Source organism: Cyanobium sp. Lug-B, from assembly GCF_024345635.1.
Taxonomy (GTDB): Bacteria; Cyanobacteriota; Cyanobacteriia; order PCC-6307; family Cyanobiaceae; genus Cyanobium; species Cyanobium minutissimum.
Map to the genome: position 1 here is coordinate 1 of NZ_JAGQBM010000046.1, position 25,971 is coordinate 25,971.

Annotated in this window: 33 protein-coding genes and 1 tRNA gene; 15 read left to right on the top strand and 19 right to left on the bottom strand. The window is 72.2% G+C overall.

Annotated elements, in window-relative coordinates:
* From KBY81_RS11475 to KBY81_RS11490, 4 genes are all read right to left on the bottom strand, one after another.
* Window positions 1-719 (bottom strand): MnmC family methyltransferase (locus KBY81_RS11475; protein WP_254976546.1); only part of this gene is annotated, 719 nt, incomplete at its 3' end.
* Window positions 694-1,989, bottom strand: a complete 1,296-nt coding sequence (gene aroA, locus KBY81_RS11480) for a 3-phosphoshikimate 1-carboxyvinyltransferase (protein ID WP_106220203.1) — start codon at window positions 1,987-1,989, stop codon at window positions 694-696. The genes aroA and KBY81_RS11475, both read right to left, overlap by 26 nt.
* Window positions 1,990-2,116: 127 nt before the next feature.
* A complete protein-coding gene (locus KBY81_RS11485) occupies window positions 2,117-2,446 on the bottom strand; it encodes a DUF2605 family protein (RefSeq protein WP_254976547.1) in 330 nt (109 codons plus the stop codon).
* A 9-nt stretch (window positions 2,447-2,455) separates the two neighbouring features.
* Complete coding sequence (locus tag KBY81_RS11490; protein WP_254976548.1) at window positions 2,456-2,986, bottom strand: rhodanese-like domain-containing protein; 531 nt, start codon at window positions 2,984-2,986, stop codon at window positions 2,456-2,458.
* 29 nt (window positions 2,987-3,015) lie between these two features.
* On the opposite strand from KBY81_RS11490, the gene KBY81_RS11495 reads away from it, so the two are divergent.
* Window positions 3,016-3,702, top strand: coding sequence for a DUF547 domain-containing protein (locus KBY81_RS11495; RefSeq protein ID WP_106219873.1), 687 nt, complete (start codon window positions 3,016-3,018; stop codon window positions 3,700-3,702).
* Window positions 3,703-3,761: 59 nt separating this feature from the next.
* Here the strand turns inward: KBY81_RS11495 and KBY81_RS11500 are convergent, their stop codons facing one another.
* Window positions 3,762-4,505: a TIGR04283 family arsenosugar biosynthesis glycosyltransferase gene (locus KBY81_RS11500; protein ID WP_254976549.1), complete on the bottom strand. Its 744-nt coding sequence runs from the start codon at window positions 4,503-4,505 to the stop codon at window positions 3,762-3,764.
* Here KBY81_RS11500 and ubiG point away from each other — a divergent pair.
* Entirely contained in the window at window positions 4,480-5,265 is a 786-nt protein-coding gene (gene ubiG / locus KBY81_RS11505; protein ID WP_254976550.1) for a bifunctional 2-polyprenyl-6-hydroxyphenol methylase/3-demethylubiquinol 3-O-methyltransferase UbiG, read from the top strand. The two genes, KBY81_RS11500 and ubiG, sit on opposite strands and share 26 nt — an antisense overlap.
* Here the strand turns inward: ubiG and KBY81_RS11510 are convergent.
* Both KBY81_RS11510 and KBY81_RS11515 read right to left on the bottom strand, forming a co-directional pair.
* The gene (locus KBY81_RS11510; RefSeq protein ID WP_254971153.1) at window positions 5,234-5,680 is read right to left on the bottom strand and encodes an Rrf2 family transcriptional regulator; all 447 of its coding nucleotides are present in this window, start codon (window positions 5,678-5,680) and stop codon (window positions 5,234-5,236) included. The genes ubiG and KBY81_RS11510 overlap by 32 nt on opposite strands.
* A complete protein-coding gene (locus KBY81_RS11515) occupies window positions 5,680-7,260 on the bottom strand; it encodes a UbiD family decarboxylase (protein WP_254976551.1) in 1,581 nt (526 codons plus the stop codon). Before KBY81_RS11515 ends, KBY81_RS11510 begins: the two co-directional genes overlap by 1 nt.
* 60 nt (window positions 7,261-7,320) lie before the next feature.
* Here KBY81_RS11515 and KBY81_RS11520 point away from each other — a divergent pair, with 60 nt between their 5' ends.
* The 5 genes from KBY81_RS11520 to sds all read left to right on the top strand — a co-directional run bounded on the left by KBY81_RS11520 (window position 7,321) and on the right by sds (window position 11,892).
* Window positions 7,321-8,076, top strand: a complete 756-nt coding sequence (locus KBY81_RS11520; RefSeq protein WP_106219877.1) for a 2-phosphosulfolactate phosphatase family protein — start codon at window positions 7,321-7,323, stop codon at window positions 8,074-8,076.
* A 61-nt stretch (window positions 8,077-8,137) separates the two neighbouring features.
* Window positions 8,138-8,956 carry a carbon-nitrogen hydrolase family protein gene (locus KBY81_RS11525; RefSeq protein WP_106219878.1) on the top strand — a complete coding sequence of 273 codons (819 nt, stop codon included), beginning with the start codon at window positions 8,138-8,140 and terminating at the stop codon, window positions 8,954-8,956.
* A 5-nt stretch (window positions 8,957-8,961) separates the two neighbouring features.
* Window positions 8,962-10,062 carry an N-acetylmuramoyl-L-alanine amidase gene (locus tag KBY81_RS11530; protein WP_106219879.1) on the top strand — a complete coding sequence of 367 codons (1,101 nt, stop codon included), beginning with the start codon at window positions 8,962-8,964 and terminating at the stop codon, window positions 10,060-10,062.
* Window positions 10,059-10,883 carry a glutamate racemase gene (gene murI / locus KBY81_RS11535; RefSeq protein WP_106219880.1) on the top strand — a complete coding sequence of 275 codons (825 nt, stop codon included), beginning with the start codon at window positions 10,059-10,061 and terminating at the stop codon, window positions 10,881-10,883. Before KBY81_RS11530 ends, murI begins: the two co-directional genes overlap by 4 nt.
* 37 nt (window positions 10,884-10,920) lie before the next feature.
* Entirely contained in the window at window positions 10,921-11,892 is a 972-nt protein-coding gene (gene sds, locus KBY81_RS11540) for a solanesyl diphosphate synthase (protein ID WP_043325320.1), read from the top strand.
* A gap of 7 nt (window positions 11,893-11,899) precedes the next feature.
* Here sds and KBY81_RS11545 read toward each other — a convergent pair whose 3' ends face one another.
* From KBY81_RS11545 to KBY81_RS11555, 3 genes are all read right to left on the bottom strand, one after another.
* Window positions 11,900-12,559, bottom strand: a complete 660-nt coding sequence (locus KBY81_RS11545; RefSeq protein ID WP_254976552.1) for an HAD family phosphatase — start codon at window positions 12,557-12,559, stop codon at window positions 11,900-11,902.
* Between the two features lie 14 nt (window positions 12,560-12,573).
* Window positions 12,574-12,885, bottom strand: a complete 312-nt coding sequence (locus KBY81_RS11550; RefSeq protein ID WP_015108066.1) for a hypothetical protein — start codon at window positions 12,883-12,885, stop codon at window positions 12,574-12,576.
* Window positions 12,886-13,000: 115 nt separating this feature from the next.
* On the bottom strand, window positions 13,001-13,453 hold the full coding sequence (locus KBY81_RS11555) for a TspO/MBR family protein (RefSeq protein WP_254976553.1): 453 nt from the start codon (window positions 13,451-13,453) through the stop codon (window positions 13,001-13,003).
* A 79-nt stretch (window positions 13,454-13,532) separates the two neighbouring features.
* On the opposite strand from KBY81_RS11555, the gene acs reads away from it, so the two are divergent.
* Complete coding sequence (acs, locus tag KBY81_RS11560; protein ID WP_254976554.1) at window positions 13,533-15,506, top strand: acetate--CoA ligase; 1,974 nt, start codon at window positions 13,533-13,535, stop codon at window positions 15,504-15,506.
* Here the strand turns inward: acs and KBY81_RS11565 are convergent.
* On the bottom strand, window positions 15,491-16,246 hold the full coding sequence (locus KBY81_RS11565) for a DUF1350 family protein (RefSeq protein WP_254976555.1): 756 nt from the start codon (window positions 16,244-16,246) through the stop codon (window positions 15,491-15,493). The two genes, acs and KBY81_RS11565, sit on opposite strands and share 16 nt — an antisense overlap.
* 34 nt (window positions 16,247-16,280) lie before the next feature.
* On the bottom strand, window positions 16,281-16,745 hold the full coding sequence (locus KBY81_RS11570) for a peroxiredoxin (RefSeq protein WP_254976556.1): 465 nt from the start codon (window positions 16,743-16,745) through the stop codon (window positions 16,281-16,283).
* A gap of 158 nt (window positions 16,746-16,903) precedes the next feature.
* Here KBY81_RS11570 and KBY81_RS11575 point away from each other — a divergent pair, with 158 nt between their 5' ends.
* Both KBY81_RS11575 and KBY81_RS11580 read left to right on the top strand, forming a co-directional pair.
* Window positions 16,904-17,842: a 3'-5' exonuclease gene (locus tag KBY81_RS11575; RefSeq protein WP_254976557.1), complete on the top strand. Its 939-nt coding sequence runs from the start codon at window positions 16,904-16,906 to the stop codon at window positions 17,840-17,842.
* A gap of 122 nt (window positions 17,843-17,964) precedes the next feature.
* Entirely contained in the window at window positions 17,965-18,219 is a 255-nt protein-coding gene (locus tag KBY81_RS11580; protein WP_106219886.1) for a hypothetical protein, read from the top strand.
* Between the two features lie 119 nt (window positions 18,220-18,338).
* On the opposite strand, the gene KBY81_RS11585 is transcribed toward KBY81_RS11580, so the two are convergent.
* The 7 genes from KBY81_RS11585 to KBY81_RS11615 all read right to left on the bottom strand — a co-directional run bounded on the left by KBY81_RS11585 (window position 18,339) and on the right by KBY81_RS11615 (window position 22,172).
* A tRNA-Pro gene (locus KBY81_RS11585) sits at window positions 18,339-18,412 on the bottom strand.
* A 14-nt stretch (window positions 18,413-18,426) separates the two neighbouring features.
* Complete coding sequence (locus tag KBY81_RS11590) at window positions 18,427-18,783, bottom strand: hypothetical protein (protein ID WP_254976558.1); 357 nt, start codon at window positions 18,781-18,783, stop codon at window positions 18,427-18,429.
* Complete coding sequence (locus KBY81_RS11595; protein ID WP_106219888.1) at window positions 18,780-18,959, bottom strand: hypothetical protein; 180 nt, start codon at window positions 18,957-18,959, stop codon at window positions 18,780-18,782. Before KBY81_RS11595 ends, KBY81_RS11590 begins: the two co-directional genes overlap by 4 nt.
* Window positions 18,956-19,264, bottom strand: a complete 309-nt coding sequence (locus KBY81_RS11600) for a hypothetical protein (protein WP_106219889.1) — start codon at window positions 19,262-19,264, stop codon at window positions 18,956-18,958. Before KBY81_RS11600 ends, KBY81_RS11595 begins: the two co-directional genes overlap by 4 nt.
* A gap of 11 nt (window positions 19,265-19,275) precedes the next feature.
* Window positions 19,276-19,992: a peptide-methionine (S)-S-oxide reductase MsrA gene (msrA, locus tag KBY81_RS11605; protein ID WP_106219890.1), complete on the bottom strand. Its 717-nt coding sequence runs from the start codon at window positions 19,990-19,992 to the stop codon at window positions 19,276-19,278.
* A 25-nt stretch (window positions 19,993-20,017) separates the two neighbouring features.
* Complete coding sequence (locus tag KBY81_RS11610) at window positions 20,018-20,299, bottom strand: hypothetical protein (RefSeq protein WP_106219891.1); 282 nt, start codon at window positions 20,297-20,299, stop codon at window positions 20,018-20,020.
* A gap of 124 nt (window positions 20,300-20,423) precedes the next feature.
* A complete protein-coding gene (locus tag KBY81_RS11615; RefSeq protein ID WP_254976559.1) occupies window positions 20,424-22,172 on the bottom strand; it encodes an ABC transporter ATP-binding protein in 1,749 nt (582 codons plus the stop codon).
* 68 nt (window positions 22,173-22,240) lie between these two features.
* Here KBY81_RS11615 and KBY81_RS11620 point away from each other — a divergent pair, with 68 nt between their 5' ends.
* The 5 genes from KBY81_RS11620 (at window position 22,241) to KBY81_RS11640 (ending at window position 25,840) form a co-directional block, all read left to right on the top strand.
* Window positions 22,241-22,549, top strand: a complete 309-nt coding sequence (locus tag KBY81_RS11620) for a DUF3288 family protein (RefSeq protein WP_106219893.1) — start codon at window positions 22,241-22,243, stop codon at window positions 22,547-22,549.
* Window positions 22,550-22,731: 182 nt separating this feature from the next.
* On the top strand, window positions 22,732-23,772 hold the full coding sequence (gene trpD / locus KBY81_RS11625; protein ID WP_181280000.1) for an anthranilate phosphoribosyltransferase: 1,041 nt from the start codon (window positions 22,732-22,734) through the stop codon (window positions 23,770-23,772).
* A complete protein-coding gene (gene carA, locus KBY81_RS11630; RefSeq protein WP_219903894.1) occupies window positions 23,769-24,965 on the top strand; it encodes a glutamine-hydrolyzing carbamoyl-phosphate synthase small subunit in 1,197 nt (398 codons plus the stop codon). Before trpD ends, carA begins: the two co-directional genes overlap by 4 nt.
* 34 nt (window positions 24,966-24,999) lie before the next feature.
* Complete coding sequence (locus KBY81_RS11635) at window positions 25,000-25,416, top strand: STAS domain-containing protein (RefSeq protein WP_106219894.1); 417 nt, start codon at window positions 25,000-25,002, stop codon at window positions 25,414-25,416.
* A 16-nt stretch (window positions 25,417-25,432) separates the two neighbouring features.
* Window positions 25,433-25,840 (top strand): Mini-ribonuclease 3, encoded by a 408-nt coding sequence (locus tag KBY81_RS11640; protein WP_106219895.1) that lies wholly within the window; start codon window positions 25,433-25,435, stop codon window positions 25,838-25,840.
* Window positions 25,841-25,971: the final 131 nt, after the last annotated feature.

Sequence of the window (25,971 nt, forward strand, 5' to 3'; positions counted from 1 at the left end):
ATCCCGGCGCTCCAGCGCCCCGGCTCGTCGGCGGGTGGCCGGATCGCCCGCAGCTCCAGCCCCAGCTCCAGCAGGCAGCGGCGCACCGCCGCCGCCGAGCTGTAGGTGAGCAGCCGGCCGTCGGGCCGCAGCAGCCGCACCAGCTGCTCCAGGAACTCCCGGCTCCAGAGCTGGGGGCAGCGCGGCGGCGAGAAGGCATCCAGCAGCACCAGGTCGCAGCGACCGGCCAGCGTGTCCAGCAGCTCCGGCAGCCGGTGGCGGGCATCGCCGAGCCGCAGCCTGTCGCCGCCGGCGAGGTCCTCCAGCCGGCCGATCACCGCCTCGGGCCACTGGGCCCGGAAGCCGGCATCCGCCAGGGCCAGGGCCAGGGGCCGCGGGTCCAGCTCCAGGCCCCACCAGTCCAGCTCCAGGCCGGCGGCGGTGGCGGCGGCGAGCAGGGCGGCGGTGTTGGTGCCCGTGCCGACGGCCACCTCCGCCACCACCAGCTCCCGGCCCGGGGCGAAACGCTCCAGCGCCGCCGGGACCACGAACTTCTCGTTGGCCTCCCGCAGGGCCCCGGCGGCACTGTGGAAGCCCTCCTCGCAGCCACGGCCACGGCTGTAGAGGCTGAAGCTGCCGTCCCGGCTCAGCCGGGGCAGCAGCTGGGGCAGTGCTTCCGGGGGCGGTTTGGCCCCGGGCGAATCCCGATCCGCCTCAGGACCGCAGGCGGGCCAGGTCATCCCAGAAACCGGGGTAGGAGACGGCGGCCGCCTCCGGGCGGCCCAGGCGGGTGTCGCCCCGGGCCACCAGGGAGGCCACCGCCAGGCTCATCGCCACCCGGTGATCCGTTTCGCTGTCCACCACAGCCCCGTGCAGCGGGGTGGGGCCCTCGATGCTGAGGCCATCGGCGTGCTCCTCGAGCCGGGCCCCCATCGCCGTCAGCTGGCGGGCCATCACCGCCAGGCGGTCGGTCTCCTTGACCCGCAGCTCCGCGGCGCCGCTGATGCGGCTCAGGCCTTCGGCGCAGCAGGCCGCCACCGCCAGCACGGGGATCTCGTCCACCAGGCGGGGGATCATCGGCTCCTCGATGCGGAAGGCCCGCAGCGGGCCGTGCTGCACGTGCAGATCGCCCACCGGCTCGCCGGCCACGTCGCGGCTGTTGAGCACCGTGATCCGGGCGCCCATCTCGGCGAGTACATCGAGAATCCCCGTGCGGCTGGGGTTGAGCCCCACGTTCTCGACTGTGAGCTCGGCCCCCGGGGTGATCGCCGCCGCCACCAGCCAGAAGGCGGCGGAGCTGATGTCGCCGGGCACCACCACGGTCTGGCCCACCAGGGTGGGTCCGGGCCGCACGGTGATGAACCTTCCCTCGTCGCCATCCACCTCCAGGTCGGCGCCGAAGGCCCGCAGCATGCGCTCGCTGTGGTCGCGGGTGGGGGCCGGTTCGATCACGGTGGTGGGCCCGTTCGCCGTCAGGGCCGCCAGCAGCAGGGCGCTCTTGACCTGGGCCGAGGCCACCGGCGTGCCGATGACGCTGCCGTGCAGGGTCTGCCCCAGCACCGCTAGGGGGGCCAGGTTGCCGTCCTCGCGCCCCTGGATCCGGGCGCCCATCTGGGCCAGGGGGGCACCCACCCGGCGCATCGGTCGCGAGCGCAGCGAGGCATCGCCGCTGAGCACGAAGTGGCGTCCTGCCCGGCCGGCCAGCAACCCCAGCATCAGCCGCATGGTGGTGCCGGAATTGCCGCAGTCGAGCACGTCGGCGGGTTCCCGCAGCCCGTCCAGGCCCACCCCCTCGACGGTCACCACCTGACCGTCCGCGATCGGTGAAACGGTGACGCCCATGGCCCGCAGACAGGCGGCGGTGCTGAGGGGGTCTTCAGCAGGTAGCAGTCCCTCGATGCGGGTGGTGCCCTCGGCGATGGCCCCGAACAGGAGCGAACGGTGGGAAATCGACTTGTCGCCGGGCACGGTCACGGTCCCCCGCAGGCTGCCGCCGGCCTCCAGCAGCAGGGGCGCCGACGACGCGGCAGCGCTGACATCGACGCTCGCGGGGGAGGACAACAGCGGTGGCGCCAACTGGGGCGATCCTATGGAGCGGCCGGTACAGGGCCTTCGGGCGACCGATCCGGGCCCGCTGTCAGGGGCGGATGCCGATGGCCCGCAGCCTGGCCGACAGGCTCCAGACCTCGACCACCAGCCGGTGCCAGGGGGTGATCGTCTCCATGGCCAGACCCATGGGGGTGGGGGCGGCGGCCCGCAGGGCCCGCGCCGCCGCCAGGGACCGGCGCGCTTCGTCGAGCCGCGCGCGCAGGTCCGCCTGATCCGCGGAGGCCATCACCGCCTCGGGGCAGTGGTCGAGCAGCAGCAGGCCGCGATCGAAGGACTCGGCGTAGTCCTGCAGCAGCGGCACCAGGATCTCCTCCAGCAGCGGGCCGGCGGGATCGGGAAGGGAGGGAGCGGGAACCATGTCGTGAGCCTAGGAATCCCCTCCGTGGCCGTCCGGGTACGGATCACCAGCCCCCGGAGGCTCGGGCTCCAGGAGCAGCCCCCAGCAGGGATGGAAGGGGTGGACCCGGGGCCGGCCGGAGCCGGCGCAGGCCAGCGGCAGCCCCAGGTTGGCCCAGCGGAACAGGGAGCCCTCCAGGTTGCGCACGTCGCTGAAGCCGGCCTGCCGCAGGGACCGGGCCAGCCGGGCCGAGCGGTACCCCACCGAGCAGTAGACGACGATTGCCGCTTCCCGCGCCAGTCCCGCCGCTCCCGGTGCGTCCGGCTCCGGAAGCAGGCGGGCGCCGGCCAGGTGGCTGAGGGCGAATTCCTCCGGCCCGCGGGCATCGATCAGCAGCGGCGCGGGACCCTCACCGGCCAGCTGCTCAGCCAGCTCCTCACAAGTGATCACGGCCACGTCCGGGAAGCGCCGGCGGGTCCACTGGATCAGCAGGGGCCAGGCCAGCCGGCGCAGGCCGGCGGCGATGGCCCGGCGGCCGGCGGCCGCCCGCGGGAGGGGCATGGAACGATGGGGCCCGAACGGGTCGCCCCATGATCGACGTCGCCGTCTGGGATGGCCTGCTGCGCCGCCATGTCGATGGGGAGGGCCGGGTGGACTACGCCGCCTGGCAACGGCAGGGCGCAGGCGAACTGGAGGGCTGGCTGGCGGTGCAGCGGCCTTTCGATCCGGATCCCGGCACCGGGCCCGAGGCGTTCGCCCTCTGGATCAACCTCTACAACGCCCTGGTGATCCGCCAGGTGCTGGCCCGTTTCCCCCTGGCCTCGATCCGCCCCACCGTCGCCGGGGTGCCCAACTGGCCGGCGTTCCTGGCCTTCTTCTCCCACCCGGCGCTCAGCCTGCAGGGGCAGCCCCTCAGCCTCGATCGGATCGAGCACGGGATTCTGCGGCCCCGCTTCGCTGACCCCCGCCTCCATTTCGCCCTGGTCTGCGCCGCCAGGGGCTGCCCCCTGCTGCGGCCGGAGGCCTACCGCCCCGAGCGGATCGCGGCCCAACTGGAGGAGGACGCCCACCGTTTCCTGCGCAACCCCCTGAAGCTGCGCTTCGAACCGTCCCGCCGCACCCTGCACTGCAGCCGGATTCTGCAGTGGTACCGCCGGGACTTCCTGGCGGCGGCCCCCTCGATCGCCGCCTACGTGGGTCGCCACCGCCCGGAGCTGGACCTGCCGGCCGATGTCCGGATCGCCTGGCTCCCCTACGACTGGGCCCTCAACGGCTGAGCGCCAGACACGGAGCACCAGACCCAGAGCGTCAGCTACGGACCCTCCGGCGGAGGGCGTCAGTCCCTGACATCGCCGTAGAGGCGCTTCAGCCTCTCTGCCGGCACCCCCAGCCCCCAGAGCAGGCCGATCAGCAGATAGATCCCCGTGGCCTTCCAGGAGCCCCAGCGCGCCACCCGGCGGTCGGAGGTCTCCACCACCCGGTTGAGCTGCCGGATGCGGCCCAGGTGGCCCAGCCGGTCGCACAGATCGGCATCCTCCATGATCGGCAGGCGCTCGTCGAAGCCACCGCAGCGCAGGAAGTCGCTGCGCCGGCAAAACATGGCCTGGTCGCCGAACAGCACCCGGAAGCCCTTCAGCAGGTAGCGGTGGGGCCGGAACAGCAGGGCCGCGTAGTGGGTCTTGAGGGCGTTGTGCAGACTCACGCCCCAGCGGGTGCGGTCACCGCCCCGCATCAGGGCCAGGAAGCCGCCGCCGCTGATGGTCGGGTCGGCCAGGGTGGTGCCCACCAGCTGCACCAGATCCGAGGGCACCAGGGTGTCGGCATGGACGAAGCAGAGCATCTCGCCGCGGGCCGCCGCCGCCCCCCGGTTCATCTGCACCGCCCGCCCCGGCCGCGGCGATCGGATCACCCGGCAGCCGTGCACGTGGGCGCTGGCCAGGGTGGCATCGGTGCTGCCGCCATCCACCACGATCACCTCGATGGCCGCCGGATCGAGGATCTCCAGCTGCTGCAGGGTGCGCCCAAGATGGCTGGCTTCGTTGAGGGTCGGGATAATGATCGAGACCGACCTTGCCGTCACCTTGCTGCGCAACAATCTTGCATTCTACGATCACCAGGCGGCCAGCTGGTGGGAAGAGTCGGCGACGATCTTTCCCCTCAGCCGACTCAATCCGCTTCGCTTTCTCTTCTTTGATCGGTTCGTTTCCGACTGGCGGAATCTGAGGGTGCTGGATGTGGGTTGCGGCGGCGGTTACACCTGCGAATTCCTGGCCCGTCGCGGCGCCGTGGTCACAGGCATCGACCGCTCCGCCCCCTGCATCGCGGCGGCCCGCGGCCATGCGGCCACCTCGGGCCTGGAGATCACGTACCGGGTGGGGATCGCTGAGGAGCTTCCCTTCGCCATCGGCAGCTTTGATGTGGTGGTCTGCGTCGATGTGCTGGAGCACGTGGATCGGCCCGCGGCCGTAATCGCCGAGTTCGCCAGGGTGCTCACCCCCGGAGGAACGGTCTGTTTCGACACCATCAACCGCACCTTCCGCTCCCGGCTGACCATGATCTGGCTCCTGGAGACGCTGCTGCGGCTGATCCCCGCCGGCGTCCACGACTGGCGGCGGTTCGTACCTTCGGCGGAGCTGCGGCGCTGGCTGGAGGCCAGCGGCTTCGCTGCCATCACGATGCGGGGTCTGGACCTGTTCGGCCGCGGTCCGCTGCGCACCCTGGGCCGGCTGATCCACTACCGCCGCACCGGCGGTCTCCAGGTCGGCTTCGACCACGATCTGGCGGTCATGTTCATCGGCGTGGCCTCCCTCAGCCCAGCAGCAGCCCCCCCGACTCGCTGAAGGCGGCCCGGGCACTGCGCAGGTCGAACAGCAGGTCCTCCAGGGTCAACTGGTCCAGTTCCCGCTCCAGGGCCTGCAGCAGCCGGCGGTTCAGCACCCGGGTCACCCGATCGCTGGGGCGGGGGTCCTGCTCGGCGCCCCCCAGGGCGAACAGGCTGCCGGCCGGGGCCTCCACCGCCGCCAGGATCGCCGCCAGGGGCACCTCGGCGGGCGGACGCCGCAGCCGGTAGCCCCCCTGCCGGCCCCGGCGGGCCTCCACCAGGGCGGCGCGGCGCAGTTTGAGCATCAGCTGCTCCAGCATCGGGCCGGGCAGGTCCTGGGCCTCGGCCAGGGCGCTCACCGACTGCCAGCGGGGCGGATCAAGGGCCAGCTCCAGCAGGGCCTTGAGGGCGTAGATGCCGCTGCGGCGCAGCATCAGCGACCGGCCGCGAGGCGCTCCAGCACGTGCTCCAGGGTGTAGCCGAACAGGGCGGGATCGGGCTCGCCGCGGCCCAGATCGTCCAGGCCCAGTTCGCTCCAGCGGCCATCCACCCGGGCCTCCAGGGCGGCGTCCCGGCCCAGGGCCTGGCCCCAGTCGTGCCGTTTCTCCGGGCCGATCTTGGTGGTGGCGTCGATGGCGAGCCGGCCGCCGAGCCCCAGCCGCTCACTGGCGAAGTCGAGGGAGTCGAAGGGGGTGTCCTCCAGCACGAACAGGTCCCGCTGGGGATCCACCTGGGCGCTGATCGCCCAGATCACCTGACGCGGGTCGCGGATCGCGATCGACTTGTCGACCACCACCACGAACTTGGTGTAGGTGAACTGGGGCAGGGCGCTCCAGAAGGCCATCGCCGCCCGCTTGGCCTGGCCGGGGTAGGCCTTGTCGATGGCGATCACCGCCAGCTTGTAGCTGAGGCCTTCCATCGGCAGGAAGAAATCGACGATCTCCGGGATCTGCTGGCGCAGGATCGGCGTGTAGATCCGGTTGAGGGCGATCGCCAGCATCGCCTCCTCCTTCGGCGGACGGCCGCTGAAGGTGGTCAGGAAGATGGGGTCACGGCGCTGCGTGACGCAGTGGAAGCGCACCAGGGGCGAGTCCTCCTCACCGCCGTAGAAGCCCATGTGGTCGCCGCAGGGGCCGTCCGGGAGCACTTCTCCGGGCGTGATCGTGCCCTCCAGCACCACCTCGCTGTGGGAGGGCACCTCCAGATCCAGGGTCTTGCAGCGGGCCAGCCGCACCCCCTCCCCGGCGTAGAGGCCGGCGAACAGCCATTCGCTCAGCTGCACCGGAATCGGCGTGGCCGCCGCCATCACCAGCAGCGGATGGACGCCGATGGCCACCGCCACCTCCAGCTTGCGGCCCATCGCCGCCGCCTTGCGCAGGTGCCGGGCCCCGCCCCGCACGCTCAGCCAGTGGACGGTGGCCGTGTTGATCGACTGGCGCTGCAGCCGGTAGACGCCCACGTTCGGCACCCCGGTCTCCGGGTCCTTGGTGATCACCAGTCCCAGGGTGATCACCCCGCCCGCATCCCCCGGCCAGGGGCGCAGCAGGGGCAGCTGCTCCAGGTTCACCGCCTCGCCCTTCAGCACCTGCTGGTGGCAGGGGGGGGTGAGGTCCAGGTCGGGTCGGGCCCGCACCAGGTCCCAGAACACCCCGCCGAACTTCATCACCTCCTTGAGGCCCTTGGGGGGCCGGGGCTGCTGCAGCAGGGCCAGCCGCTCCCCCAGGGCCTCGAGCTCCTCGGGCCGCTCCATGCCCATGCTCCACAGCACCCGTTCGACGGTGCCCATCAGGTTCACCGCCACCGGCATCGGGGAGCCGATGACGTTCTCGAACAGGAGGGCCGGACCACCCATGGCCAGAACCCGGTCGGCGATCGCCGCCAGTTCGAGGTCCGGATCCACCGGCGCCGTGATGCGCCGCAGCTGGCCGCGCCTCTCGAGCAGGCCGATGAAATCGCGCAGATTGCGCTGCCGCCCCAGGGCTTTGCCGATCCCGTCTGCCACCACCCCCGCCACGTCGTCCTGCGCCGTCGAGCTGCTGCCTACTGTGACGCACCCCCGTGACGATCGCCTTCCGTGCTGCTCTCCTATTTCCACACCTCCGAAGCGGTCCCGCCCCTGCTGCCCCCCGAGGAGGACGGCCCCGACGCCGCCGTGGTCATCGACGTGCTGCGAGCCACCACCACGATCGCCTGGGCCCTGGAGAACGGGGCCGAGGCGATCCAGGCCTTCGCCGACCTTGGCAGCCTGGAAGACGCCGCCGCCGGCTGGCCGGCCGCCCGGCGGCTGCGGGCCGGTGAGCGTGGCGGCAAGCGGGTGGAGGGCTACGACCTCGGCAACTCCCCCCTGGCGGTGACCCGGGAGCGGGTGGAGAGCAAGCGCATCTTCCTGAGCACCACCAATGGCACCCGCTCCCTCGACCGGGTCCGGGACGTGCCCCTGCTGCTCACCGCCTGCCTGCCCAACCGCACCGCCGTGGCCCGGCGGCTGATCGAACGCCAGGCCCTGCGAGTCTGGATCGTGGGCAGCGGCTGGGAGGGGGACTACTCCCTGGAGGACAGCCTGGCGGCCGGGGCCGTGGCCTCAGCCGCCATCGAGCAGGCGGTGGCGCCCCACATGGGGGTGCGCTGCGCCAACGACGAGATGCTGGCGGCCCTCGCCCTCTGGCAGCAGTGGCGCCATGACACCGAGACCTGCCTGCGCAGCGCCAGCCATGGCCAGCGCCTGATCGGGCTGGGCAACCATGACGCCGACTTCGCCTGCTGCGCCGCCGTCGACAGCCTCGAGATCGTGCCGATCCAGGCCGAACCCGGGGTGCTGAGGGCCAGCTGAGGCGCTCCTTGCCCCCCTTGGCGGCTCCCTTACGATTCGCCGGTCTTGGAGCGGTCCGGCGGTGAGCAGTTTTCTGGCAGCGGCGCTGCAACTCACCAGCACGCCGGACCCCGACGCCAATTTCTCGGCGGCCGAGGAGCTGATCGAGCTGGCCGCCCGCCGCGGCGCCGACCTGGTCGGCCTGCCGGAGAACTTCGCCTTCATGGGCGATGACGCCCGCCGCCTGGAGCTGGCGCCGCTGCTGGCTGAGCGCTGCAGCCGCTTTCTGGTGACGATGGCCCGTCGCTACCAGGTCACCCTGCTGGGGGGCGGCTTCCCGGTGCCGGCCGGTGAAGGCCAGACCTTCAACCGCGCCGAGCTGGTGGGGCGGGAAGGCCAGCTCCTGGCCCGCTACGACAAGATCCACCTCTTCGATGTGGACCTGCCGGACGGCATCACCTACCGGGAATCGGCCACGGTGCAGCCGGGCCATGAACCGCCGCCGGTGGTCGATGTGCCGGGCCTCTGCCGGGTCGGGCTTTCGATCTGTTACGACGTCCGCTTCCCCGAGCTCTACCGCCAGCTGGCCGGTTCCGGGGCCCAGCTGCTGATGATCCCGGCGGCGTTCACCGCCTACACCGGCAAGGACCACTGGCAGGTGCTGCTCCAGGCCCGGGCCATCGAGAACACTGCCTACGTGCTTGCCCCCGCCCAGACGGGCCTCCATTACGGCCGCCGCCAGACCCACGGCCATGCCCTGGTGATCGATCCCTGGGGCACCGTGATGGCGGATGCCGGCGTGGAGCCGGGCCTGGCGATGGCCCCGGTCGACATGGCCCACGAGGCCAGGGTCCGTGCCCAGATGCCGAGCCTCCAGCACCGCCATCCGGCGTTGTTCTGAGGGTGATGGGAGTGCGTGCGACGCGATTCGCCTGGCTGCTGACCCTGCCCCTGGTGCTCGGGGCCCTTCCCGCCAGGGCGGCGAGTGCCCTTTCCGCCTGGCGCCTGAGCCGGGAGGGGGTGCTGGAGCTGCGCACCTCGCCGGGGGTGCGGCTGCAGGCCTTCTACGAGGAGGGCTCCGGCGTCACCGGACCCCGGGTCTGGGTGGATCTGCCGGGTGCCCCCCAGCGCAGTCGCTCGGTCCCCGTCGGCGGCCTGGTGCGGGAGGTGCGCATCGGCCGGCCCGACCCCGGCACCACCCGGCTGGTGCTCGAATTCCGTCCCGGCACCCGACTCGACCCGCGCCAGCTGCGCCTGGTGGGAACGGCCCGGGACCGCTGGCGCCTCTCCCTCACCGGCCTGCCCCTGAGCGGCTTCACCCGCAATGTCGGCGAGGGCGACATGGACGCCCCCACCTCCAGCTGGACCGCCTCACGCCCCACCGGCTTCGGCAGCAGCGGCCGGGCCACCTCCGGCCGGCCCATCTCCGCCGATGGGCTGCCGGTGGTGCCCCGGGGCCGCTTCCGGGTGGTGATCGACCCGGGCCACGGTGGCCCCGATCCGGGGGCCGTGGGGATCGGCGGCCTGCGGGAGACCGATGTGGTGCTGGACGTGAGCCTGCAGGTGGCCCAGCTGCTCCAGGCCCGGGGGGTGCAGGTGCTGATGACCCGCACCTCGGAGGTGGACGTCGACCTGCCCCCGCGGGTGGCGCTCGCCAACAGCAGCAACGCCGACGTGTTCGTCAGCATCCATGCCAATGCCCTGAGCATGGCCCGCCCCGACGTGAACGGCGTCGAGACGTTCTATTTCCAGTCCGGCAGCTCCCAGCGGCTGGCCCAGGCGATCCAGTCCCGGATCATGGCGATCTCGCCGGGCACGCCCGACCGCGGGGCCCGGCCCGGGCGGTTCTTCGTGATCCGCCGCACGGTGATGCCGGCGGCCCTGGCGGAGATGGGGTTCGTCACCGGCCGCATCGACGCCCCGCGGCTGGCCGATCCCGCCTTCCGCCGCCGCCTGGCGGTGGCCATCAGCGCCGGCATCCTCGACTTTCTCCAGGGGGCCTCTTGAGCCTCCTGGTGGGTCTGTTCGACAGCGGTCTGGGGGGGCTCACGGTGCTGCGTCAGGTCCATGCCCTCTACCCCCACTCCCCCTGCCTCTATCTGGGCGACACGGCCAGGGTTCCCTACGGCCAGCGTTCCAAGGAGGAGATCCGCTCGATCGCCTCGGAGGTGGTGCACTGGCTGCGGCTCCAGGGGGTGGGGGTGCTGGTGATGGCCTGCAACACCTCCAATGCCCTGGCCCTGGACGTGGCGGTGGCCGAAGCGGGCGTGCCGGTGGTGGGGCTGATCGACAGTCTGGCGAGCGACCTCACCAGCGATCACGTCGGGGTGCTGGCCACCCCGGCCACCGCCGCCAGCGGTGCCTACCGGCGCTCGATCCAGGCCTGCCGCCCCTCGGCCCGGGTGCTGGAGGTGGGCTGCCCCGCCTTCGTGCCCCTGATCGAGGCCGGCAACCTGCAGGCCCCGGAACTGCGGGCCGCCGCCGCCGACTACCTGGCCCCGCTGCTGGCGGCGAACGTGGACACGGTCGTGCTGGGCTGCACCCATTACCCGCTGCTGCGGGCCCTGCTGGCCGAATTGCTTCCCCCCGATGTGCAGCTGGTGGACCCGGCCCTGGCGGCCGCCCAGCGCCTCGGCCCCCTGCTGGCCAGCCTGGGGGATTCCCCCGAGGTGGACCAGGCGGGGGAGTCGGTGCGGCCCCCCCTGCAGCGCACCCGCTTCTGCGTCACCGGCCCCGCCGACGCCTTTGCCAGCGCGGCCGCCGCCTGGCTGGGCAGCCGGCCGGCGGTGCGCAGCGTCAGCCTGCAGTCGCCCACCCGCGCCTACTGAGGCACGGCCCCTAGGATCCTTTCATCGTGGAGGTGACGTGGCGACGGTTGCAGAGTTGCTCCAGCCGGTGGAGTCCGACCTCGATGCCCTGCTGGCCGACCTGCGCAGCCTGATCGGCGCCGGCCATCCGATCCTGCAGGCGGCCGCCGAGCACCTGTTCGCGGCCGGTGGCAAGCGGCTGCGGCCGGGCATCGTGCTGCTGCTGTCGCGGGCCATCGCTCCCGACGGCGGCCTCAGCCCCCGCCACCGGCGGCTGGCGGAGATCACCGAGATGATCCACACCGCCTCCCTCGTCCACGACGACGTCGTCGATGAGGCTGCCACCCGCCGCGGGGTGGCCACGGTGCACAGCCGCTTCAACCACCGCGTCGCGGTGCTGGCCGGCGATTTCCTGTTCGCCCAGGCCAGCTGGCACCTCGCCAATCTCGACGACCTCGATGTCGTCAAGCTGCTCTCGCGCGTGATCATGGATCTGGCCGACGGCGAGGTGCGCCAGGGCCTGTTCCGCTACGACACCGGCCAGAGCTTCGAGACCTACCTCGAGAAGAGCTACTGCAAGACCGCTTCCCTGATCGCCAACAGCGCCCGGGCCGCCGGGGTGCTCACCGGCCTCAGCGAACCCCGGCTCGACGCCCTCTACCGCTTCGGGCGCCAGCTGGGTCTGGCCTTCCAGGTGGTCGACGACATCCTTGATTTCACCGCCAGCGACCAGCAGCTCGGCAAACCCGCCGCCAGCGATCTGGCCTCCGGCTATCTCACCGCTCCGGTGCTCTACGCCCTCGAGGAGCGTCCGGCCCTGGCGGGTCTGATCGAGCGCGAGTTCTGCGAGGCCGGCGACCTCGACCAGGCCCTGGCGATGGTGCGCGGCTGCGAGGCCATCGGCCGTTCCCGGGCCCTGGCGGAGGGCTTTGCCCGCGAGGCCCATGAGGCGATCGAGTGGCTGCCCCCCTCGGAGCCCCGCAGCGCCCTGCGGGCCCTGCCGGAATTCGTCCTCAGCCGCCTCTATTGATCCGGCTCTAGGGATCCAGCTCCACCTCCTCCAGGGAGTTCAGGCAGACCACGTCTTCGGGATAGGCCTGGCAGCCCACCCCCGGCGGCAGCAGCACGTGCACCCGGCAGCCGGCGCCGAGGGCGGCGGCCACCCCGGCCCTGGAATCCTCGAAGGCCCAGCAGGCGGTCGGCGCCACCCCGAGGCGGCGGGCCGCCAGCAGGAAGGGATCGGGGGCGGGCTTGCCGTCGCCCAGCTCCGGATCGTCGCCATGGACCCGTTCGCTGATCAGGGCCAGCCAGGGGTGGGGGGCCACCTTCCTGTCCACCGCCGGTCGGGCACTGCTGGTGGCCAGCGCCATGGGGATCCCCAGGGCCCGGCAGCGCCGCACCAGGGCCTCGGCACCGGGCATGGCCGGGGCGGAGGCCAGCAGGGCCTCGGCGATGGGCTGGCGCACCGCCAGCAGCTCCTCCTCGCTCAGGCGGGGGCCGCCCGCGGCGAGGATCCACTGGCGCACCTGGCTGGCGCAGTCGAGCCGCCGGCGGCCCCGCAGGCTGAGGAGCTCGGGCTCATCGAGGGGCCGGCCGAAGCGGCTGGCCGCCGCCTGCCAGGCCCGGGCATGGGCGGGCTCGGTGTCCAGCAGCAGTCCGTCGAGATCGAACAGGCAGGCGGCGGGTCGCTGGGGCATCCCCCCAGCCTGCATCAGGACGGATCGTTCTCGGGGTAGCGATCCTCCAGGGCGGTCTCCAGGGTGGTGAGCAGCAGCACCAGGGCGGCCCGCTCATCGAGCTCACTGCCGCTCACCTCGCTGATCCAGCGGTGGCAGAGCCCCTCGATCTGCTGGAACAGGGCGGTGCCGCCCCGCAGCAGGGTCATCACCTTCTCGACGTTGTCCTCATCGATGTCCGGCGGCAGCCCCACCACGTAGCGGCGGCCATCGTCCCCCACATAGGTGAGGTTGCCGTCGGCGTCCAGCGTCGGGCCGGCATGGGGCGTGATCGGCTGCTCCTCCATGGCCTTCCGCTCCAGTCCCGTGGGGTCGTCCCCTGGCTAACGCCGCCGCGCGATCTTGCCAAGCAGGGATGAGCAGCCCTGATCGGCCGGCCGGAGGGTCCGGACGGCCCGGCGCTCAGCGGTTCAGCCGCTGCATCCGCCAGGTGACGAACGTGCCGATCGGGCTCCAGAGCAGGAACGGAACCAGCAGCAGCGCGGCCGTTGGCGAAACGGCCAGCGTCGCCAGGGCCAGGGCCAGCCCCCAGATCCAGCCGGCCAGGCCCGCCGCCGTTCCCCAGGCCACTCGGCGCGTGCGGCAGATCAGCAGCGTGTAGCCCTGCACCAGGACGAGCAGCCCCAGGTAGGCGGCCATGGCCAGGGGCGCCGCCGCCCCTCCGGCCCGCCAGCGGAGCAGGGCCGAGGCGTAGAAGCAGAGGTAGATCAGGGACCAGATCAGCGGGATCCAGCGCTCGAAGGTGAGCCAGCGGGGGCGCCTGAGCCGCAGGAACCAGGCGAACTGCTGGCGGCTCGGGGTGAGGACGGCGATCACCAGGCCCATCACCAGCAGGATCGTCAGCCAGGCGGGCATGGGAGGGAGGCGGTTGCTTCCAGCGTGGCCCGGCTGCGGTTGAATGCACCATGCCCCAGCCTGCCCGGCAGGCCACGCCATGACCCAGGACTCCTCGCCCACCATCGAGTCGGTGCTCCAGGAAGAGCGGCAGTTCGCCCCGCCGCCGGCGCTGGCCGCCGAGGCCCGCATCGGTTCGATGGCGGCCTACCAGGCCCTGGCGGCGCAAGCCGAGGCCGATCCGGACGGCTTCTGGGGCGAGGCGGCCCGCCGGGAGCTGCACTGGTTCGAGCCCTTCGACACGGTGCTCGACTGGAGCAACCCCCCGTTCGCCCGCTGGTTCGAGGGGGGCACAACGAATCTTTCCTACAACTGCCTGGATCGCCATCTGGACGGCCCCCGGGCCGACAAGACGGCCCTGATCTGGGAGGGGGAGCCGGGTGATGGGCGCACCTTCACCTACCGCGAGCTGCACGCCGAGGTCTGCCGCGCCGCCAACGCCCTCAAGGCCCTCGGCGTCGGCAAGGGCGATCTGGTGGCCCTCTACATGCCGATGGTGCCGGAGGCGGCCATCGCCATGCTGGCCTGCGCCCGCATCGGTGCCCCCCACTCGGTGGTGTTCGGTGGTTTCTCGGCCGAGGCCCTGCGCGACCGCCTGATCGACGGGCAGGTGAAGCTGGTGATCACCGCTGACGGCGGCTTCCGCAAGGACAAGGCCGTGGCGCTCAAGCCCGCCGTGGACCAGGCCCTGGCGGAGGGGTGCCCCAGCGTCGAACACGTGCTGGTGGTGCGGCGCACCGGCGAGGCCACCGGCTTCGCGGCCGGCCGCGACGTCTGGTGGCATGAGCTGGTGGATGGCCAGAGCGCCGACTGCCCGGCCGAGCCCATGGCCAGCGAGGACCGGCTGTTCGTGCTCTACACCTCCGGCTCCACCGGCAAGCCCAAGGGGGTGGTGCACACCACCGCCGGCTACAACCTCTGGGCCCACCTCACCTTCCAGTGGATCTTCGACATCCGTGAGGACGACATCCACTGGTGCACCGCCGATGTGGGCTGGATCACCGGCCACAGCTACATCGTCTACGGGCCCCTCTCCAACGGCGCCACCACGCTGATGTACGAGGGGGCGCCGCGTCCCTCCAAACCCGGCGCCTTCTGGGAGGTGATCCAGAAGCACAAGGTGACGATCTTCTACACCGCCCCCACGGCGATCCGGGCCTTCATGAAGAGCGGCCGCGCGGTGCCCGACCAGTACGACATGGCCAGCCTGCGGATCCTCGGCACCGTCGGTGAGCCGATCAACCCCGAGGCCTGGATGTGGTACCGGGATGTGATCGGCGGCGACCGCTGCCCCGTGGTGGACACCTGGTGGCAGACCGAGACCGGCGGGGTGATGATCAGCCCCCTGCCCGGGGCCACCCCCACCAAGCCCGGATCGGCCACCCTGCCCCTGCCCGGCATCGCCGCCGACGTGGTCGACCTGGAGGGCAACAGCGTGCCGACGGGGCAGGGGGGCTACCTGGCGGTGCGGCGTCCCTGGCCCGGGATGATGCGCACCGTCCACGGCGACCCGGAGCGCTTCCGCCGCAGCTACTGGGAACACATCCGCCCCGCCGACGGCAGCTGGCTGTACTTCGCCGGCGACGGCGCCCGCCGCGATGCGGACGGTTACTTCTGGGTGATGGGCCGGGTGGATGACGTGATCAACGTCTCGGGGCACCGGCTGGGCACCATGGAGATCGAATCGGCCCTGGTGAGCCACCCGTCCGTGGCGGAGGCGGCGGTGGTGGGCCGGCCCGACGAGCTCAAGGGGGAAGGGATTGTCGCCTTCGTGACCCTGGATGTGGGGGTGGACGGCGATGCGGCCCTGGAGGCCGAGCTGCGCCGCCACGTGGGGCTGGAGATCGGGCCGATCGCCCGGCCGGACGTGATCCGCTTCACCGATGCCCTGCCCAAGACCCGCAGCGGCAAGATCATGCGTCGCATTCTGCGGTCCCTGGCGGCGGGGCAGGACGTCAGCGGCGACACCTCCACCCTGGAGGACCGCTCGGTGCTCGATCAGCTGCGGGTCTGAGACCAGGCGCCGATCTGCTCGGCCAGCCGCTCCATGGAGCGCTGGCGGGCCGGATCATCGGCCCACTCCCCCAGAAACTGCTTGCGCAGCCCGCCGCTGGCCGGGGTGAGGTGATCCCCCGGCAGTTCCAGCAGGGTGGAAGCATCGCCTGCCCTGGCCTGCAGCACGCCGATCAGCCGCCCGCTCTGGTCGATCGTGTCGCGGCTGAAGCGCACCACCAGGTTGCGGGGCTGGCGGTAGCTGCTGCCGATCTGCCTCAGGGTGTCCTCCGGGGAGGGGCTGAACTCACTGCGGAAGCGGAACTGCTGGCCCAGCTCCGCCAGGAAGGGGATCGACCGCTCGGCCGAGAAGTTGTTGAAGCTGAGGGCCACCAGGCCATCGCAGCGGCGGCCGCCGTCGGGGGCGAGCAGATGCAGTTTGCAGCCGAGGCTGTGGCCCAGCCGGATCAGGGGGAAGGCGGCCCCACCGGAGGCCGGGGGGTCCTGCGGCTCCATCGCCCCCTCCCGCTGCTGGCGGAACAGGCGCCAGGCGGCGTTGGCCTGGGCCTGGTGGTCGAAGCCCGGCACGTAGCTCCAGGCGTGGATGCGCCAGCCCCGCGCCGCCAGGGCCTCGAGACAGCGCCGGTAGCTGAGCTGGGGGGTGGCGGCCAGGTAGCTGCCACCGATGAACTCGATCAGCCCGCGGGGCCGGCCCGGCGGCTCCAGCCGCCAGAGCTCCCCCTGCTGTCGCCACGCCGTCATCGTCCGGTTCCCCCGTGCTGGATCGTGGGCCGGTTCAGGAGGCCTGGAGGCCGCGCAGGGCGTCGAGGGCCTCGCGCCGGTGAGCCGGGCCGTCCAGCAGGTTGTTGAACACGTGGCGGATCACCCCCGTTCCGTCGATGACGTAGGTGACCCGGCCGGGCAGCAGCCCCAGCACGCTGGGCACGCCGAAGGCCTTGCGCAGCCGGTTGCCCGCGTCCACCAGCAGGGGGAAAGGCAGCCGGTGGCGGTTGGCGAAGCGGCGGTGGCTGGCGGCATCGTCGCCGCTGACGCCCCACACCTCGGCCCCGAGCGCCTGCAGGTCGGCGTAGCTGTCACGGAAGGCGCAGGCCTCCATGGTGCAGCCGGGGGTCTCGTCCTTGGGATAGAAGAACAGCACCAGGGCCTTGCCCTCCAGGTGGTCGCTGCGGCGCTCGGTGCCGTCCTGGTCGGGGAGGGCGATCAGGGGGGCGGTGTCGCCGGGGGCGAGGGCTGGGGCCACGGAGCGGGGGACGGGGCAGGATCGAGCAAGCCTAGGAAGCCGGCACCGGCGGGGTCGGGCCCGGGGCCAGCCGGGTGGCGCCTGACGCTGGGCCCGCCGGGTGGGGCCGGAAGGCCTTGCCCGGCTTGCGACCATGGAGCAGCGTGCGGATGGCGCCGATGCAGGAGCAACCCGGTCTCTGGCAGCAGAACGACCTGCTGGGCCTGGCCGCCCCGGAGCCCCCCGTCCCGGCCGCATCCCCGTCGCCCGCCACCGCGCCACCCCCGGCCTCCGCGCCGCCGCCGGCCCCATGGCCACGGCAGGCCCCCGTGGAACCGCCGCGCCCCGTTGCCATCACCCTGCCGGGCTGCGCGGGGCGTCCCCAGCGGGCCCTTCCCCGGGGGCCCGAGACCCTGCTGATCCTCGACACGGAGACCACGGGCCTCTCCACCCTCCAGGGGCAGTGCATCGAGGTGGGGGCGATCCTGTTCCACGTGCCCCACCGGGCCGTGCTCACCCAGGTGTCGTTCCTGCTGCCCTGCCCGGCCAATGCCGCCGAGGCCATCAACGGCATCCCCGCCGCCGTGACGCGGCTGGAGCAGCCCCGGCAGGAGGCCCTGGCCTGTTTCGCGGCCATGGCCGCCGCCTGTGACGCCGTGGTGGCCCACAACGCCGCCTTCGATCGCCAGTGGTTCGGCCTGGGGCCCCTGCCGCCCCTGGAGCGCCCCTGGATCTGTTCGATGGAGGACATCCGCTGGCCGGCCGAGCGCCAGCTGCGCAGCACCCCCTCGGTCCGCGATCTGGCCCTCGCCTATGGGGTTCCCGTGTGGGCCGCCCACCGCGCCCTCACCGACTGCATCTACCTGGCCCAGGTGTTCGAGCGCTGCGGCGATCTGGAGGCGCTGCTGCTGGCCGCCCTGGAGCCCCGCAGCCTCTACCGCGCCGAACTGCCCTACGCCGAGCGTCACCGTGCCAAGGAAGCCGGTTTCCGCTGGAACGAGGCCGTGCCGCGCGCCTGGAGCCGCCGGCTGAGCCGGCGGGAAGTGGAAGCCCTGCCCTTCCCCGTTGAGCTGGTGGCGGATCCGGTCCCCGCCGATCGGCTGGCCCACAGCGCCTGAGGTCGGCGGCGGTTCGGTCGGGGATCTTTCGTTTTTGTTTCGATCCTTGAAGCAGAACCGGGGATCCCGGGCACTGCTGGCCAGCCTCCCCACCCTTGGGATGTTCTTCCGGGGTCGGAGCCATGGTCACCCGGTCGCCGACCGGCTCCGCTGATGGCGCTGACCCCGCCCAGCAGTCCGTGCGCCGCTGGCAGACGGCCCGGACCTGGGCGCGGCTGATCCGGGAAGCGGAAGCGCTCTGGCGGGTCGACGTGCGGGCCCTGCGCCGACTGGCGTCCCAGGAGCTGTTCCAGCTGGTCCAGGAGGTGCCCCCCCGGCTGCGGCGACGGGTCAACCTCTGGCTGGTCCGCTTCAACGTGCTCACTCGCCTGCGCTGAGGCCCGGCGAGACCCCGGGACACGGGAGCTGGGCAAAAAAAATCAGCTGACGGGATCAGCTGACGGGAAGGAAGACCACCGACACCCGCGGGGGGTGAGCGTTCGGCGGGCCGGCTGAATCGGAGCGGCGGGATTTGAACCCACGACCCCCACTACCCCAAAGTGGTGCGCTACCAAGCTGCGCTACGCCCCGGCGGCATGAAGCTATCACAGCGTCCTGGGGGTCCTGCGCCGCCTCGAGAGCCGTCGCATCAGGCGGTTGGTGAGCCGCTGACGGGCCATGCCCGCGTAGCCCCGGATGTGCTCGCGACGGGCCAGCAGCCGCAGTTCCGCCAGTCCCATGGTGGCCAGCTGCAGTTCCGGCAGCCGCTGCCAGGCCATCGACGGCAGGGGCAGCTCCGAGCCCCCGCGGCTCTCCGGGAAGCCCTTCAGGGCCCCACCGGCCATCCATTCGGGCACCAGGACGAACAGCACCGCCAGCAGGCCGTAGAGCTCCACCAGCCCCCTGGGCAGCGGATGCAGCTGGCGCTTCGGCGGGTCCTGCTCCTCGGCGGGGTCTCTCACGGCAGGAAGGCCGCCGCCGGGGCACCCGGCGCCATGGCGCTGGGGCCCCCCTGGCGCCACTGCAGCGGAGGCTCGCCGGAGGGGTTCAGGCGCACGGTCCAGAAGGCCAGGGCGAAACAGATCCCCACCGCGGCGATCAGGGCCACGATCACGACCCGATCGGAGAGGGGCTTCATACCTGTTCGCTGCGCACGCAGACCCGTTTGATGGGCAGCTGCTCGAGGGTGAGTTCATCGCCCCGCAGGATCACCCGCAGGGATTCGTTCTGGTAGCGCAGCCCCGGCGCATCGGAGGCCTCCCGGAACAGGGTGGCGCGGGTGCGGCCGGCGATCAGGGAGGCCTGGGAGGCGTTGCGCTCCAGCACCACCGAAAGGCGGTCACCGCAGAGGAAGCGCTCCCGGATGTCGTAGTTCTCCCACCATGGGGACTGCATCGCCAGCAGCGGCAGAAGTCCGAGCGCGAGCAGCGGGGGGGCGGCCATGGCGGAGGCGGTCAGACGAGGGCGATCGGCGCATTGTCGCCGCGAAGGACGCAATGGGGGATGGCCCAGTCATAGCTTTCCCACACGCGGGCGGGAAGGAGGTAGGTGGCGCCGGGAAAGTCGCCCAGGGGAACCCCGGTGGGCTGGGCGGAGCAGTAGGGACGGCTGCCGGGCTTGGCCAGGTACTGCTGGTGGTACGGCTCGGCGAAGTGGAACCGCTGGCCGCTGGCGATCTCCGTGGTGATCCTGCCGCCGCCGGTGGCGTCAAGGGCGCTCTGGTAAGCCTGGCGGCTCGCTTCGGCCAGGGCGAGCAGCTCCGGGTCGTCGACGTAGATGGCTGAGCGGTACTGGCTGCCCCGGTCGTTGCCCTGGCGGTTGCCCTGGGTGGGGTCGTGGCACTCCCAGAACAGCTTGAGCAGGTCGGCGAAGGAAACCCGGCTGGTGTCCCAGACCACCCGCACCACCTCTGCGTGGCCGCTGCGGCCGCTGCAGACCTGCTCGTAGGTGGGGGACGCGAGCTGGCCGCCGGCGTAGCCCACGGCGGTTGTGATCACCCCGGGGAGCCGCCAGAAGCCCTTCTCCGCCCCCCAGAAGCAGCCGCAGCCGAACTGGGCCTCGGCCTGGCCCGCCGTCGGCGGGGCAGTCAGGGGGGTGCCGAGGACCGCATGCAGGCTGCTGTCCCGGGCAGGGCTGCGGTCGCTCGCAGGGCTGCTGAAGAGGCCGAACACGGTGTTTCCTGGCGGGGAAACCAACCTAGGCAGGGCCCTGCTGGTCCTGCTGCGGGACCAGGGCGATGTGGTTCAGCAGGGTGGTGATGAAGGCGAACAGCAGGAAGGGCAGCGACAGCACCAGGATCAGGCCCACCCCCACCAGGGCGAACAGGGGGCGGCTCGCCCCCATCAGGGCCAGACCCGCCGCCAGGCTCACGAAGATCACCGCCATCCAGATCAGCACCTGGCCGTAGATGTCGCCGAAAGTCAGGGTGCAGCGGATGTTATACGGCTGCTGGCTGAGGAACGACGGGGTGGGGGCCATGGGGACGGCGTGGCAGGCGTTGGGGAAACCACGACCTCTCCAGATAAGCCCAGCCGGCGGTCTTGATGCGGGCTGCTCAACAACTGTTTGAAACCGCCCCTCGCGGCCGGCGGGCACCGCCGCCTCAGGCGGCCTGAAGCTGGCGGTCGGCCTCTTCCCGGTCCCAGAGCCGGCGGTAGGTGCCCTCCTGGAGCAGCAGCTCGTTGTGGTGGCCCTCCTGGACCAGGTGTCCCCCTTCAAGCACCAGGATCCGGTCACAGGCCGCCGCGGCCGAGAGCTGGTGACTGATCATCACCACCGTGCGCTGCTGCTCTTCGCGCACCGAACGCAGGATGCCCGCGGCGGTGGTGTTGTCGACGCTGGCCAGGGCGTCATCGAGCACCAGCAGGGGCGCGTCCACCAGCAGGGCCCGTCCCAGGGCGGTGCGCTGGCGCTGGCCGCCGCTGAGGGTGATGCCCCGCTCCCCCACCAGGGTGCGGTAGCCGTCGGGGAAGCCCTTGATGTCCCCCTCCAGGCGGGCCTGGCGGGCGGCCTCCTCGACCCGGTCCATGCCGGCCTCCGGGTCGCCGTAGCGCAGGTTGTCGGCCAGGCTGGCGGTGAACAGGTAACCCTCCTGGGGCACCAGGGCGACCTGGCGCCGCAGGTCGCTGAGCCGCAGCCGCGTCACGTCGACACCGTCGAGGAACAGCTGGTCGGGCGGCACCTCCACCATCCGCCCGAGGGCCCGGGCCAGGGTGGTCTTGCCGCAGCCCACCGGACCCACCACCGCCACCAGTTCGCCGGGGCGGATCGTGAAGCTGAGGTTCTCCAGGGATGGCTGCGTCGCCCCCGGATACCGGACCGTGAGCCCCCGGGCCATGACCGCCCCGAGTGCCGGTCGGGCCGGGGGCACCGGATCGGCGGGGGAGACGATGGCGGGGGGATGGCTGAGCAGGGATTCCACCCGCTCCAGGCTCACCTGGCCGGTCTGGAAGGTGTTGAGGGTGAAGCCCAGCAGGGCCGTCGGGAACACCAGGCGCTCCACGAACAGGATCAGGGCCACCAGATCGCCGATGCTCAGCCGCCCGTTCTCCAGCTGGCCGCTGCCCAGGGCCAGCAGCAGCAGCAGGCTCAGGGAGGCGATCCCCTCCAGCATCGGAAACAGGGTGCTGCGGGTGCGCGCCAGGGAAAGCTGGGCGTCCAGGTACACCTTGTTGAGGTCGGCGAAGGCCTTCTCCTCGGTGGCCTCCTGGCCGTAGATCTTGATGGCGCCGATGCCGCTGAGGTCCTCCTGGACCAGGTCGCTGAGGTTGGCCAGCACCTCCTGCTGGCGCCGCTGCTGCTTCATCATGCGGCCGCCGAACAGGCGCACCACCATCAGCATGCCGGGGTAGAGGGAGACGGCCGCCAGGCTCAGCAGCGGATCGATCGCCAGCATGGCCGGCAGGGTGAGGGCATAGGCCAGCACCGTGTTGGTGAGGCTCAGCAGGGCAAAGCCCAGCAGCCGGCGGATGTTCTCCACATCGCTGGTGGCCCGGCTGATCACCTCACCGCTGCCGGTGGTCTGCACCCAGCCGGGGTCCTGGGTGAGCACGTGGTCGAAGATGCGCTCCTTCAGGCTCGCCTCCACCTGGCGGCCCACCCCGAAGACCAGCATCCGGGAGTAGAGACGGGTGGCCCCCATCACGGTGGCCATCACGATGATCAGCCCCGCCACCCCCAGCACGTCCGCCAGCACGAAGCCGGGCTTGAGCTCGTTGATCGACTGCCGCACCACCAGCGGGATCGCCACGCCCAGCAGGTTCACCACCACCAGGGCGGCGGCCCCCACCAGCACCGTGCGTCTGTGGGGCCGGAGGTACCGCCCGATCAGATCCAGCCGCAGGGCAGCCATGCAGGAAGGCGGGGCAAGGGGATCCCTAACCTAGGCATCCCTCCCCTGGCCCCCGGGCCGCCCGGGCCATGGACGACCAGAACCACCCCCTCCATGCCATTGACCGGGAGACGGTCGACCGGCTGCTGGCGGTGGAGCGCCCCGAGGACGCCCACCTGGTGGATGCCGCCCGGTTGCAGATGCGCTATGCGGGCTTCCCCGGCGCCGCCGACATCCGTGACGACCTCGAGCGGATCCTGCGCCTCTGGGGACTGGACGTCGCGGCGCTCCATGCCCGCACCCGCGCCATCTGGGCGGCCGGGTTCCGGCCCGGTGCCGCACCGGTGGCCGAAGCCGTGGGCTCGGGCTTCGACACCGCCTCCGACGACGTCGGCTGAGGGCCGGCGGCCGGCCGCGTGGGCCCGTTGGTCAGAACGGCCCACTTCGGGCGATAGTGGGAGCGTCCCCATCACCCGGCCCGGCGTGCTCTGCACCCGGGCTTTTTTCTTGCGCTCCTGTCCCCCGTTCCTCTCTTTGGCCGGACTCCCGTAAGTTGCCGCTGATGCTTCAGCGTTCGGTGATGTCCGCCTCCCCCACCTGGCCCCGGCTGCTGGAACAGCTCCTGGATGGCCGGGATCTCCAGGCCGACCAGGCCGAGGCCCTGATGCGGGGCTGGCTGGAGGGCAGCATCGACCCGGTGCTCACCGGCGGCCTGCTGGCCGCCCTGCGGGCCAAGGGCACCAGCGGCGAGGAACTGGCGGCGATGGCCGCCGTGCTGCGCCAGGCCTGCCCCCTGCCGGGTGAACGGCCGCCGCTGGAGCTGATCGACACCTGCGGCACGGGCGGGGCCGGCGCCGACAGCTTCAACATCTCCACCGCCGTGGCCTTCACGGCCGCCGCCTGCGGCGCCCATGTGGCCAAGCACGGCAACCGCAGCGCCAGCGGCCGGGTCGGATCGGCCGACGTGCTCGAGGCCCTCGGCCTCGACCTGGGGGCGCCCCTGGCGACGGTGGTGGAGGCCCTGCCGCGCACCGGCGTCACCTTCCTGTTCGCCCCGGGCTGGCATCCGGCCCTGGTGGGCCTGGCCCCCCTGCGCCGCACCCTCGGTGTGCGCACCGTCTTCAACCTGCTGGGGCCGCTCGTCAATCCCCTGACGCCGGAGGCCCAGGTGCTGGGTGTGGCCCGGCCCGACCTGCTCGATCCCATGGCCGACGCCCTGCGCCGCCTCGGCCAGCGTCGGGCCGTCGTCGTCCACGGCCACGGTGGCCTCGATGAGGCCACCCTCTCCGGCCCCAGCGAGCTGCGCCTGCTGGAGGACGGCGCGGTGCGTCGCGACTGGCTCGACCCGGCGGCGCTGGGGCTGGCCCCGGCGGATCTGGAGGCCCTCCGGGGCGGCGATGTGGCGGCCAACCGCGCCATTTTGGAGGCGGTGCTGCAGGGCGGCGGCACCCGGGCCCAGGCCGATGTGGTGGCGCTGAACGCCGCCCTGGTCCTGTGGGCCGCGGGGCTGGAGCCCTCCATCGCGGCGGGACTGGAGCGGGCCCGCCAGGCCCTGGGTGACGGCAGCGCCTGGGCCAGGCTGGAGGCCCTGCGCGACGCCCTGGCGGGGTCTGAAGGATGATCGGGATTCCTGCCGACGCCCCCCTGGACACCCCACAGGCGGCCCCCGAGGTCCCCAGTCCCGACGACGCCACGCCGGCCGTGCTCGTCCTGGCCGACGGCACCGTGTTGCGGGGGCTGGCCTGTGGCGCCCGCGGCCATGTCTGCGGCGAGGTGGTCTTCAACACCGGCATGACCGGCTATCAGGAGGTGCTCACCGACCCCAGCTACGCCGGCCAGCTGGTCACCTTCACCTACCCCGAACTCGGCAACACCGGCGTCAACGGCGAGGACCTCGAAGCCGACCACGCCCACGCCCGCGGCTGCATCCTGCGCCAGCTCGCCCCCCGGCCCAGCAGCTGGCGCTGCGAGCAGACGCTCGACCAGTGGCTGGTGCGCCAGGGGGTGGTGGGCATCCGGGGTGTCGACACCCGGGCCCTGGTGCGCCACCTGCGCGAGGGTGGCGCCCTGAATGGCGCCATCGCCAGCGACGGCACCGACCCGGCCACGTTGCTGGCCCAGGTGCGGGCCGCCCCGTCCATGGACGGCCTCAACCTGGCGGCCCAGGTGAGCACGCGGGAGCCCTACAGCTGGAACCGGAGCTGCTCGGCCGCCTTCGACACCCGGCTCCAGACCCGTCCCGACCGTCCCTACCGCGTGGTGGCGATCGATTTCGGCATCAAGCGCGCCATCCTCGAGCGCCTGGTGGCCCATGGCTGTGCCGTCACCGTCCTGCCGGCGGACGCCACCCTGGAGCAGGTGCTGGCCCTGGAGCCGGAAGGGGTGTTCCTCTCCAACGGCCCCGGTGATCCGGCCGCCGTGGCCGAGGGGATCGCCCTGGCCGGGGATCTGCTGCAGCAGCCGCAGCTGCCGGTCTTCGGCATCTGCCTGGGCCACCAGATCCTCGGCCTGGCCCTGGGGGGCCGCAGCTTCAAGCTCGGCTACGGCCACCGCGGCCTCAACCACCCCTGCGGCTCCCCCGGGTCGGTGGAGATCACCAGCCAGAACCACGGCTTTGCCCTCGATGCGGCCTCCCTGCCCGCCGAGCGGGTGGAGATCACCCACCTGAATCTCAACGACCGCACCGTGGCCGCCCTGGCCCTGCGTCACCAGCCCGTCTTCGGCATCCAGTACCACCCGGAGGCCAGCCCCGGTCCCCACGACGCCGACCACCACTTCGCCCGGTTCGTGGCGCTGATGGCGGAACGTCGCTGAATCGGCACGTTTCGTTGCGGTTCCCTGAATCGGGATGGGGGTCTCTACAGTTCCTCGCGTTCCACACCTTGAGGACGGGGCCATCACCGACCTGCAGCGACTGACCGTCTCCCTGAGAGGGGGCAGCGAACGGCGGGATGAGTGCCTGCTGTTCAGTTTCACGGGGCAGCTGGACGCCTATTCCGACAAGCAGTTCACCGAATTCATCACCGACCGGCACAAGGGAGAGACCCTGCCCGTGGTCATCGACCTCAGCCGGATCGATTTCATCGATTCCTCCGGACTCGGTGCCCTGGTGCAACTGGCCAAGCTGTTCAACGACAGCGCCCGCCAGTTCCTTGTGGTCGGCAACGCCAGGGTCGTCCAGACGGTCAAACTGGTGCGCCTGGAGGCCTTCCTGCACCTGCAACCCGACCTGGAGTCCGCCCTTGGCAGCCTCGCCCCCGCCTGAGGGGTCAGGCCACTGGGTGGCCTCCGTGCCCCCCCAGCCACCAGCGACTGCCCTCGCCACGGCCCAGCTGGCCTGGCTGGGGGATGCGGTGTGGGAACTGCACCAGCGCCTGCGCCGCTGCCGCCAACCGGCCAGGGCCGCCGACCTGCACCGGGCCGTGGTGGCGGAGGTGCAGGCTGAGGCCCAGGCGGAGGCCCTGCGGCGACTGGATCCCCTGCTCAGCGAGGCGGAGCGCCGCGTGGTCCTTCGCGGACGCAACCAGGCCGGGCGGGGCCCCCGTCGCGGTGCGCCCCACGCCTATGGGCAGGCCACGGGATTTGAGACGATGCTGGGATGGCTTTTTCTGCAGGACCCCAGACGGCTGGCTGAGCTGCTGGACCATCTCGAGAAGACCGAACCCCGTTCCCCATCCGCCAGCCCATGAGTCCCTCCCCTGACCGCCGCGGTGACCGCCGCCCCGACCGTCGGCCTGACCGCCGCTCCGACCCCGGCGCCGACCGGACCCCCCGGCGTCTCGGCTCCGGTGCCGGCGGGCGCCCCGTCAGCCGCGGCGCC